Below are 9597 nucleotides of genomic sequence, written 5' to 3' on the forward strand. Positions count from 1 at the left end.
GGGCGTGGTAGCTCACTTAAAATCCTCATATGAGCACAGACCTCTGGGCACGTATTGTATGACGAGTCAATTCATCCTCTTCTATGACCAATGTACTGACGACACACGTTCAAAACGTGAAACAAGGTTAGTTGTTTTCTGACCTTTCCTTAATTGACGTCCTGTTATCAAGGGAAATCTAATAACTACTACAAGGTATTGGACTCATCCTTATCACTTCTCCTTATCCCTAGAGCAAGAACGGAGTCACTTTGGTTCGTTGACATACTTCACGTATCGTTGCACAAGAACGCCCAGCAATATTGTCAAGGGTATCATCAGTCCTATTTCAGCTCTTAGCCCTACTATTCCGGCAAGGTAGCCTGCCACGATAGGGGTAGCTGTTCCGTTTAACATCACAAAAGCGTAGAAGAGGCTGTTGGCACTATTGCGATACTTTACCGGTACACCCCTAACTATGGCTATAGTGGAGATGGGTAACGTGGTGCCGTGGGGAACTCCAAGTATGAGGAGTCCCAATGCGTACTCAAGGAGATTATTGGAAAATAGCATTAGAGAGAGACCTAAACAGGTGAGTACTACTGAGGTTAGGACAGTGGGCCAGAGTCTAGTTACTGGTCTTACAGACATGAGGGCCCTGGCTAGTAACGAAGAGAAGAAGAAGAGAGAAAAGAGAGCCTCTATATCGGCCACACTGACGTGGAAAGTTTCCCTCGCGAAGATTCCTCCAAAGGCCAGGAGGAACGCAAAGACCACGTCATATGTGGCTATGTTTAACAACGATGCTATGAAACCTGGATTTCTCAATATCTCTTTGTTCAATCCACCTCTCACTCCCTCATCCTCTGGAAACTTGACGAATGGAGAGACAATGAGGCCTACACATGGAAAGATGGAGAACCATAGAAACACCTCTCGTAGGGACACGAAGTCGAGAAGCCAGGACTCCAATAGGGGTCCGAACACCAAGCTTAAGCTCAGGGCTAGGGCATAGAGTGAGAGCAACCTTTCCCTGGCCTTCCTATCCTCCAGAAGGCCCGCGGAAGTGATGAGGTTAGGCATTATCATTCCTAAGGATGCACCGGAGAGAACTGATAGAAACCAGATGGAGCTCGGAGAGGAAATGTAGAGTAGCGGGAAACAGACCAGATAGAGTAGGTTGGACACCATGAATGCACGTCTCCTTTCCTTTGAAGTGAGCCTGGTGTTCAGTAGGCCACTTCCTAAGAAGGTAGAAAAGGACAGCAATCCAGATAGTAATCCGACCAGTGATTCGGGAAATAACATTTGGTATTTGGCCAACAATGGTAGGGAAGTTGACAATACGTTACTTGAGGCCCTAATTACAAAGGTGATAGGCAAGATTATGAGAAGGCCTTGTATGAAGGTGAAGTTCTCCTTCTTCACTGGAGTATATGGAACACTTGATTATAAAACGGCAATCGTTAGATTTCACCTTGAGTATAGGGCGATACTTAAGTTTAAGGGAACTCCAATAATCGCTGCATGAAGATAGTACACCTTAATAGGGAATCAAGGGAAGGGGTTTGGGCCTCATAGGATTTCATATTGATATCAACCCTCAGCCTCTTGGGCTCCACCGGAGTCGCGAAGCATTGCTCCGATCATCCTCCTCCGCCCCATTAGCGGGATAACCCCACCCATCATAGTCACCTGATGGGGAAACCTGCACATCCAGTGTGATCGCCGGCCACCTCTTCGGTATACCGCACCACATCCGGTGCCGGTCTTATCTAAATTACAATACATATGATGTAATATAAACTTTACAGTTTATCCGAAACTTTTGGCAACGGCTCTTCTCCACGCTGGCGTTCAAAGGTTCAGAATCCTCTTTAGGATCTCCTCAGGTATATTCACTGCTTTCCATATCTTGGGATTTATCGCCACTTGATCTACGTATCCTGTAGTGGTCACTTCCCCCTCTTTCAATATCTGAAATTGAAACCTAATGACCTTCTCTGACAACCTCTGAGGAGATATGGTTACGGTGATCACGTCTCCTACTCTCAGGGGTCTCTTATACTCAGCGTGTGTCTCAACTATTACGAACCACAGCTCATCGTTAACGTTAGGGTAGGGTATTCCGACCTTATCCTTCATGAATCTCTCAATGGTATTGGTGAAGAACCTATAATAGGACGCATAATGTGCTATTCCTTGGGCGTCAGTGTCATATATCCTGACTACGTCCTTGAACACGAACTCTAAGGTCAAGGCCAGTCCACCGTTAGTCCCCTGGGCCAATCAGTACTACAGCTCGACTGTCTAGGACATAAGGTGCCAATCTTCCCCAAATCATGTAAACCTCGTTTGTACCCTCCCTTCCTAAGTAGTCCACCGTGACTGGAGTAGACTCCAAGATGAAGAATCCTGGCTTGGCGGTGACTAGGATATGGTCTTTTACCTGCTCAGATATCACCAGGTTGACTGTAGATTTGATTAACTCTATCTCCAAGGTACCCGTCTTGTCCACAACCCTGTGAAGCATCGAATAGGTTCCCGGAGGAACAACTGCATAAATTCCCTTTGAGTAACCAGAGGAGTAGAGAGTCTCAATCGCCTTAACGATATCTAAGGCTATGTTGCCTGGCACTGTCCAGTCAGTCACCCTCTGTTTAGTGGACCTTTTAGTGGGGGACAAAGGGTGTTCCGTCAAGAGCAAAGAGTCCTCTTTCCTAGCGTAACGTGCTCCTGCACTAACTAATGCGTTTGATGCACTCACGGGATCAGCGTCAAACCTCACCTTAACCGTCTCCGTTAACCTCGGGAGAGGATATAATGTTGAGTTCTCCCCTTGCGTTATTCCTTCTTTTTCTTCAATGAGGTCATATACGGTGACAGAGTTCTTCGGGTAATTGACTACGTTTCCGATCTCCCTAATTCTCCTTGATGAAAGGCCTTCATTGAGATATCTCATTACCTGGTCACTCACTTCTCCATTTCTCCCTGGGTTACCCCCTTCACTCTTGGGTTCACTCCGTTCTTTAACTTCCAGTGGAATGGGAAAAGTCTCCTGGTCGCCTATGAGCTTAGAGGCCTCGTTCCATCCCTTCACTATGTAATTAAATTCCTCCTTGTTCAAAAGGTAGAGCAATCTTAGGAACTCGCCGAAATGTGTTATCTCTTCTCTGGCGATATCATCGTGGACTTTCTTTAACTTCTCGTCAGAGAACAACTTACCCTGCTGAAGGTAATAATTTATTGCGTCCAATTCGGCCATCAGAGCCCCCCTTAGGGCTCTGATCATCTCGTCCTTGTCTAAGCTCTCCTTTCTAAGGAGAGCTGTTGGATCAGAAGAGAACATACAAATAATCTTCTTTCGTGTATTAAAAGGTTAGTTAGATAAAGGATAGGTTTAGAGCTATAAAATTGAATTTACTTCTTTTTATTTGGAAAGAAATTCAATAATTCGAAACGGGAGCTATCAGGGCGAACCCTACCTGATATGGGAGGTAAAGGAGTCAAAGTTTTATTCGATAATTTTGATTGAGTCGGATGCTAAGGGCTATTTTCTCGCTCCTGGCGGTCTTTCTCCTAGCCGCGTTAGCTGTGTATTCCATAAGTTTCATCCTCCCAGAGTTAGCTAGACAGTTGGGAAGTGGGGCCTATTTTGCTGTACCCCTGAGCTGGGTCGGTGGTGTCATTGGTGGAGTTGTGCTCTCAATCTTAGCTGACGTGTGGAGTAGGAGATTTTCGCTCCTGATCTCGATCCTCCTCTTTTTGATTCCGCTATTCCTTAACCTTGAGGTCCGGAATTTGCCTGAACTTTACCTTCTGTGGTTCACAATAGGCTTTGGCGTCAACGGAGAGAACGGCCTGAGTTACGCCTATGCTGCTGAACTTTCACCGAGTAGGATGAGGGGCTTGGTGGGGAGTTTGATGCAGGGCCTCTACTTTCTCGGTGGGCTCTTAGGCCTATTAATGTCCTACCTTCTGAGGAACCCATTCACCTACTTCCTAACGGTCTCCCTTGTGGTCTTACTGTCTCTCCCCCTTTGGGTCTTCATCCCTGAGTCCAGGTTCAGAGGATCTGGAGAACTAAGCATGAGGGCATTTGGAGGGTCTACTCTCAAAACCCTCATCTTCGGCTCAATATTCGCTGTTGGTTCCTTTCTCTTCGTAGTCCCCTTGGTTTCCCTTAGCTTCACTCTGCTCACCTCTCTTGAACTACCTGCGTTCCAGACCATCGTCGTCGCTCTCCTAGTTGGCCTCGTGGGGTTCACCATAGCGGGCAGGTTGTCCGACAGGTTAGGGAGGAAAAGAACTACATATGTGTTCCTTGTCATATCCTTGATATTCTCCTCCCTGATGTTCCTGGAGGTTCCCTCCATCGTGGAATTCTCCGTAATAGCCCTGATGTTTGGCTCTGCCTTCTTCGCCTACTTTGGAGTATGGATGGGTGAGATCTTCCCTGGGGAGGTGAGGGCTACGGCAACTAACTTGGTGTTCTTTCTCGGAAGGCTCATAGGAGGAGGTTTCGGTGTAGCGATCGTGCTCCTCCTCCCCTTGGGTCTCCAGAGGGACTTGGCCGTGGCACTCCTTGCGTCCTCTATCCTCGTGGGGGTCGCCGTGTCAAAACTCCCTGAGACCGCGAAGGGGATCCAGTGAGAGTATTTATGGGACTTTCCCTCAACCTCACGTCCAAGGCGAAATCTGAGCTATCTAGTTAGTTAGGCGTTTAACATTATGATAACAAATCATTTTAACTGAGGTAGGATCAAGGAATAGTATGAGAAGGTCGGTAATCCTCTTTGTGATGGTCCTTGGAACCCTCATGGCCGCTGTGGACTCCACCGTGGTCTTGTTGGCTCTGCCAACCATCACCACAGACCTGAGGGCTAACCTCTCCTCAGCCATATGGACAATACTGATCTACCTTCTTGTGACCGCAGTCATGACGACCCAGTTGGGGAGATTGGGTGACATGTTCGGAAGGTCGAGAACCTATAACTTGGGCTTTCTTGTGTTCACCTTAGGATCAGCCCTTTGTGGGCTCTCCCCATCAATTACGTACCTCATCCTCTTCAGGGGGATTCAAGCCTTTGGAGCGTCCATGTTGCAGGCAAACTCAGGGGCCATAATAGCAGACGTGTTCCCACCGAGGGAGAGGGGAAAAGCGTATGGCTACACTGCAATAGGATGGAACGTTGGGGCTACGCTAGGAATAGTTGTGGGAGGCATACTCACGACTCTGGCTGGGTGGAGGTTCATCTTTTATATAAACGTACCCATAGGGGCCGTGGCCATATTTCTGGGCTTGAAATACGTCAAGGACGTCATGACTAGGGGTAGCCAGAAGCTCGACGTAGTTGGTATGACGCTCCTCCTTTTGGGTCTCTCAACCTTGACTTACGGAGCGTCAGATGTAGCCGGTAGGGGGATAAACCTGCTGAATGGGTCACTAATTTCCATGGGGGTAGCGTTCATAGTGGTCATGTTGGCTCTCGAGAGGAGGACTGAGAACCCCATCATAGATTTGAAGGCCTTCAAGAACAGGGTGCTCGCGTTCTCAGTTTTGGCATCTTTCTTTCAGAGTACTGGTTACCTATCTGTGGTTTTCATAGTTATCATGTATCTCCAGGGGATAAGGGGACTCTCTCCACTCAACGCTTCATTACTCTTGGTTCCAGGATACGTGATAGCCAGCTCCCTGGCCCCATTTGCGGGGAGACTCTCTGACAGGATGGGAGCCAGGATACCTGCAACCATAGGTGTGGCCATGATGATGAGTGCGGTCGTCATCTATATAGGCCTGTCCGTGAACACCCCACTCACGACCGTTATTCTGGCCTCAGTAGTGGGGGGACTGGGGTCCGCCCTGTTTTATCCTGCCAACAACAGTGCAGTCATGGCGAACGCCAGGAGGGGATTCTACGGTGGTGCAAGCGGACTCCTGAGGACCCTGGCCAACCTGGGGACGCTCACCAGTTACGTGATAACCATAACTGTAGCGTCTCTCAGCGTACCTAGGTACGTTGCATTTGAGGTATTCTTGGGAACCACTGATCTGTTGGGAGGGGTTGCAACGAGTTTCCTTGAAGGAATAAGGTCAGCCCTATTGGTCTCCTTTGCGATACTCTTCATCGCATTAATACTCTCAGCTGTGAGGGGAAAGGAAGCGAGGGAGGAGAGAGTGGAGACGGTCACAGAACTCCGTCCCTCCTGATTACTCTGGCCTTGGTGACCAAGTGATACGACTCGCCCAAAAGGAGGCCACTTGAGAACATCAGAAGTGCGTCGAGGAGCGTGAGCACAGTGAATGACGTAGGGGAACCCACCTCGAGGTATGCCCTCAGTAAGAAGGAGGCCAACCAAAGCAGGTAAACCCATACAGATCTCTTGTAGTAGAGATCTCCTCCAGAATAGTAAAACGATACTCCTGATCCCAGCTTGACTCCCATTAGGGCTCCAGCAAGGAGGCCAAGGAGAGAGGTGATAAACAGGGGGTCCGTGAAGTCCTGAGACAACAGACCTAATCCCAGCAAGAGATAAATCGCCGGTCTGAAGAAAACCCTAAACGGTCTGTACTTCCTCCCGTGAAGGCTCCTGTAAGAGCTCAGGGTTAAGATGAGGGCCAGGAAGACCAAGTAGAGAAAGTAGGTGTTCTCGAAAGGATTGGAGATCATGATTGAAGGATAGTCACCAGGTTATTAAAAACTGTTTTATGTTCATATTTTGAACTGAAATTTGAGGCTCAAAAGGCTAGGTTAAGACAGAGTAGTCATCAGATGTTCCATTGATTGCAGGAAGGCGCCTAAGGGAAAACCCCTTAACCGCTAACGGAGGTTGTTAATTAGTCCTGACAACGCTAGTAAGACGGGAGTCAACTGCAGTGAAGAACGTTTTAACTGGGAGTTCAGTAAGATAGCCATGGACCCCTTTGAGTACCTGGAGGATCTGGAGGACGATAGGACCAAGAGGTTCATCGAGTCCTCTAACGCTCAAGTGGAGAAAAGATTGGGACAGAAGGCCAAGGAGGTCTTCCCGTCTCTCGTGGAGAAGTTGAGGGAGGAGAGACCCATTCAACTACTTGTTCTAGGTAACACTCAGGCCATCCTATATTACGGGGATGAGACCAGCCTGGAGATCTCTGGAAGGAGGATTAAGATGGAGTCCAGGGATCACGTCATCCATTCCCTGGAAAGGGTCTGGAACAGCCAATTGGTGAGGATCGGCGTGGGGATAAGAGGTTCAGATGAGGGTTACTCCCTCTTGATCGACCCCAACGGAGAAGTCGTGGGTAAGATAGAGGGACTGGTGAACCAGTTCTTCTACCAAGAGGGCAAACTCTGTTATGTCAAGGAGTACAGGAGGGAGAAGTCCCCAGACGGGGTGGAGCCCCCAGTGGAGAGGATTTTCTGTGGCGATGAGATGTTTCCCTTTTATCCAGGAAGGGGCGAGTGGTTGAGTGTAACTGCAGAGGAAAAGACTACTGCTCTGCTCAAAGGGAGAGGGTGGAGTGAAGCTACGCTCTACGTTGGCGAGTGGCCTGAGTTGAGGGAAGAAGACTCAGGGAAGATATCTTCAGTCCACATAGTGCGAGGTAGAGTCTACTACCTGAAGGGAAACGATGTGATGATGGATGGTAAGAGGTTGTTCTCCTCGAACCACCCAGTGGAGGACATGAAGGTAAACGAGAAATTTGTGGTACTTAACGTAATCAAGGATTACAGGAGCTCTCTATCGGCTTTCACCCCCTCAGGGGAACCCCTTTGGGAGTACAGAGGGGAGCACGTGTACTCCTTCGACCTTATGGGAGAGGACGTGTATGCTTTGGAGACTTCCTTCACCACCTCCCACTCCCTGCTCAGGATAAGGGACGGTAAACCCTACCCGTTGAGGGTGGGAAGGCGTGAGGAGATGGAGGTAAAGGACGTATACGTTAAGGGAGACGTACTACTCCACGGGTTCCTCCTCACCAGGGGGAAGCCCAAAGGGGTCATCGTGTATGGATACGGGGGCTTCTCCGTACCCGTCCTTCCCTTCTCCTCCGCCATCTTCCAAGAGTTGGTCAAGAGGGGTTACTCAGTCCTGGTGACTAACCTGAGGGGAGGCTCAGAGAACGGGGAGGAGTGGCACAGGCAGGGGATGCTCAGGAACAAGTTGAACGTCTTTAGGGACTTCTCCACGTTCCTTAGCCTCGTGAAGTCCCTGGGGGGTAGGACCGTAGCGATGGGAGGCAGTAATGGAGGTCTCCTCGTGGGTGCAACCATGAACATGTATCCTGACCTTGTGGACTGCGGTATCATAGGTTACCCAGTCCTCGACATGTTGAAGTTTCACAAGTTTCTTGCCGGGATGTATTGGACGTTCGAGTACGGCAACCCAGAGGGGGATGATAGGGACTTTCTGCTCTCCTACAGCCCTTACCATAACCTAAAGGAAGGATTGCCTCCGACCTTCGTTTACACTGGACTGAACGACGACAGAGTTCATCCCATGCACGCCCTGAAGTACACCGCCAAGTCTAGGTCCTTGGGTAATGACGTCATGCTCTTGGTGAACCTGAGATCCGGCCACAACGCTTCAACCCCTGAGTCCAGAGCTGAGGAGATGGCCTACGTGATGGCGTTCATCGAGGAATGTGTAGCTCACTCCTCCTCATCTCTCCATACTTTCACCATAAAGAAGTAAATGGATATTGCCCAGACCGCTGAGATGAGAACTAGAAGTGTCCCAACAGTGTAACCCCTCAGGGCCAGGTATACACCTAGGATAGTGAGGAAGAGTAGTCCTGAGGATATGTAGAGTACCTCAACTCTAGAGAGCGATGGATTCATAAGATATACTCTCGTGGACAACTTTAACTTTCTGGGGGTTAAGGGGGCGGAAGTCCCCTCCGTGCGGTAGACCCAAAATCGTATTATGAAAAATAATTCTGACAGAATAATATCGATTCATGGCAGATAACAGGATTTATAAGAGTATTAAGAATTCAGTTGAAGAAAGGTTTAAGGTGAGGGAGATGTGGTATTACCACGTGAGTAAGCGAGATGATAACACACCATCTCCCTCACCAAAACAACTTACAACAAATAGGATATAAATTACTTTCCATGCTGAACTTCAAGGGAAAGAGAGGGGAAGAGGTGGCGAGAACCCTCATCTCAGCCTGTCTGTGGAACGATTCGGTGGAAAGTAAGTCGAGGACGTATGGCGTGTCCCCACAGACCGTGAGGAATTACGTGGAGGAGCAAGGGGTGGAAGTGGTGGAAAAGCTGTTGGAACAAGTGAGGAAAATATCCTTGGAGACGCTGAAGGGAGTAAGGGAGATAGACCTCTCAATAGACTGGACCACCAAGACGTGGTACGGGAAAACGGTGGAGGGGCTCGGGAGTTCGGAGGAGGGGAGCTCTTGGAACTACGCAACTGCGACGACTAAGTTTGACGGGAAAGTGCTCCTACTAGCTTTCATCACACAAGTCAAGGGGATGACCAAGGATGAGATCGTGAAGGCCCTCGTGGAGCAAGTCGTCGCGATGGGGTTCAAGGTAAGGTTGATAACTCTCGACGCTGGTTTCTACACGATTGACGTGCTCAACTTCGTTTCGCAGTTCAAGTACGTAATCGGAG

The 9597-nt window shown here is 48.9% G+C and carries 9 protein-coding genes; 4 read left to right on the forward strand and 5 right to left on the reverse strand.

Translation table 11 applies throughout. From position 1 onward, the window contains the following. Nucleotides 1–246: 246 nt before the first annotated feature. From METMK1DRAFT_RS00480 to METMK1DRAFT_RS00490, 3 genes are all read right to left on the reverse strand, one after another. Nucleotides 247–1407: an MFS transporter gene (locus METMK1DRAFT_RS00480; protein WP_009069471.1), complete on the reverse strand. Its 1161-nt coding sequence runs from the start codon at nucleotides 1405–1407 to the stop codon at nucleotides 247–249. A gap of 429 nt (nucleotides 1408–1836) precedes the next feature. Further along, complete coding sequence (locus METMK1DRAFT_RS00485; RefSeq protein ID WP_009069472.1) at nucleotides 1837–2268, reverse strand: acyl-CoA thioesterase; 432 nt, start codon at nucleotides 2266–2268, stop codon at nucleotides 1837–1839. After that, a complete protein-coding gene (locus METMK1DRAFT_RS00490) occupies nucleotides 2252–3328 on the reverse strand; it encodes an encapsulin (protein ID WP_009069473.1) in 1077 nt (358 codons plus the stop codon). Before METMK1DRAFT_RS00490 ends, METMK1DRAFT_RS00485 begins: the two co-directional genes overlap by 17 nt. Before the next feature lie 191 nt (nucleotides 3329–3519). Between METMK1DRAFT_RS00490 and METMK1DRAFT_RS00495 the strand changes: the two genes are divergently transcribed. Together METMK1DRAFT_RS00495 and METMK1DRAFT_RS00500 are read left to right on the forward strand one after the other, a co-directional pair. Then, nucleotides 3520–4632 (forward strand): MFS transporter, encoded by a 1113-nt coding sequence (locus METMK1DRAFT_RS00495; protein WP_009069474.1) that lies wholly within the window; start codon nucleotides 3520–3522, stop codon nucleotides 4630–4632. 121 nt (nucleotides 4633–4753) lie between these two features. Next, a complete protein-coding gene (locus METMK1DRAFT_RS00500) occupies nucleotides 4754–6190 on the forward strand; it encodes an MFS transporter (RefSeq protein WP_009069475.1) in 1437 nt (478 codons plus the stop codon). On the opposite strand, the gene METMK1DRAFT_RS00505 is transcribed toward METMK1DRAFT_RS00500, so the two are convergent. Continuing rightward, entirely contained in the window at nucleotides 6168–6650 is a 483-nt protein-coding gene (locus tag METMK1DRAFT_RS00505) for a CcdC protein domain-containing protein (RefSeq protein WP_009069476.1), read from the reverse strand. The genes METMK1DRAFT_RS00500 and METMK1DRAFT_RS00505 overlap by 23 nt on opposite strands. A 244-nt stretch (nucleotides 6651–6894) precedes the next feature. Between METMK1DRAFT_RS00505 and METMK1DRAFT_RS00510 the strand changes: the two genes are divergently transcribed. Next, nucleotides 6895–8658 carry a prolyl oligopeptidase family serine peptidase gene (locus METMK1DRAFT_RS00510; protein ID WP_009069477.1) on the forward strand — a complete coding sequence of 588 codons (1764 nt, stop codon included), beginning with the start codon at nucleotides 6895–6897 and terminating at the stop codon, nucleotides 8656–8658. Here the strand turns inward: METMK1DRAFT_RS00510 and METMK1DRAFT_RS00515 are convergent. After that, on the reverse strand, nucleotides 8616–8825 hold the full coding sequence (locus METMK1DRAFT_RS00515) for a hypothetical protein (protein ID WP_245544500.1): 210 nt from the start codon (nucleotides 8823–8825) through the stop codon (nucleotides 8616–8618). The genes METMK1DRAFT_RS00510 and METMK1DRAFT_RS00515 overlap by 43 nt on opposite strands. Nucleotides 8826–9017: 192 nt before the next feature. Between METMK1DRAFT_RS00515 and METMK1DRAFT_RS00520 the strand changes: the two genes are divergently transcribed. Beyond that, nucleotides 9018–9597 (forward strand): DUF4322 domain-containing protein (locus METMK1DRAFT_RS00520; protein WP_009069486.1); only part of this gene is annotated, 580 nt, incomplete at its 3' end.

It is taken from the genome of Metallosphaera yellowstonensis MK1, from assembly GCF_000243315.1.
GTDB classification, from domain to species: domain Archaea; phylum Thermoproteota; class Thermoprotei_A; order Sulfolobales; family Sulfolobaceae; genus Metallosphaera; species Metallosphaera yellowstonensis.

What these genes read in the sequence shown, in the direction of transcription:
- METMK1DRAFT_RS00490 (WP_009069473.1), bottom strand. Translation starts at nt 3,328, where the DNA reads ATGTTCTCTTCTGATCCAACAGCTCTCCTTAGAAAGGAGAGCTTAGAC.
- METMK1DRAFT_RS00495 (WP_009069474.1), top strand. Translation starts at nt 3,520, where the DNA reads ATGCTAAGGGCTATTTTCTCGCTCCTGGCGGTCTTTCTCCTAGCCGCG.
- METMK1DRAFT_RS00500 (WP_009069475.1), top strand. Translation starts at nt 4,754, where the DNA reads ATGAGAAGGTCGGTAATCCTCTTTGTGATGGTCCTTGGAACCCTCATG.
- METMK1DRAFT_RS00505 (WP_009069476.1), bottom strand. Translation starts at nt 6,650, where the DNA reads ATGATCTCCAATCCTTTCGAGAACACCTACTTTCTCTACTTGGTCTTC.
- METMK1DRAFT_RS00510 (WP_009069477.1), top strand. Translation starts at nt 6,895, where the DNA reads ATGGACCCCTTTGAGTACCTGGAGGATCTGGAGGACGATAGGACCAAG.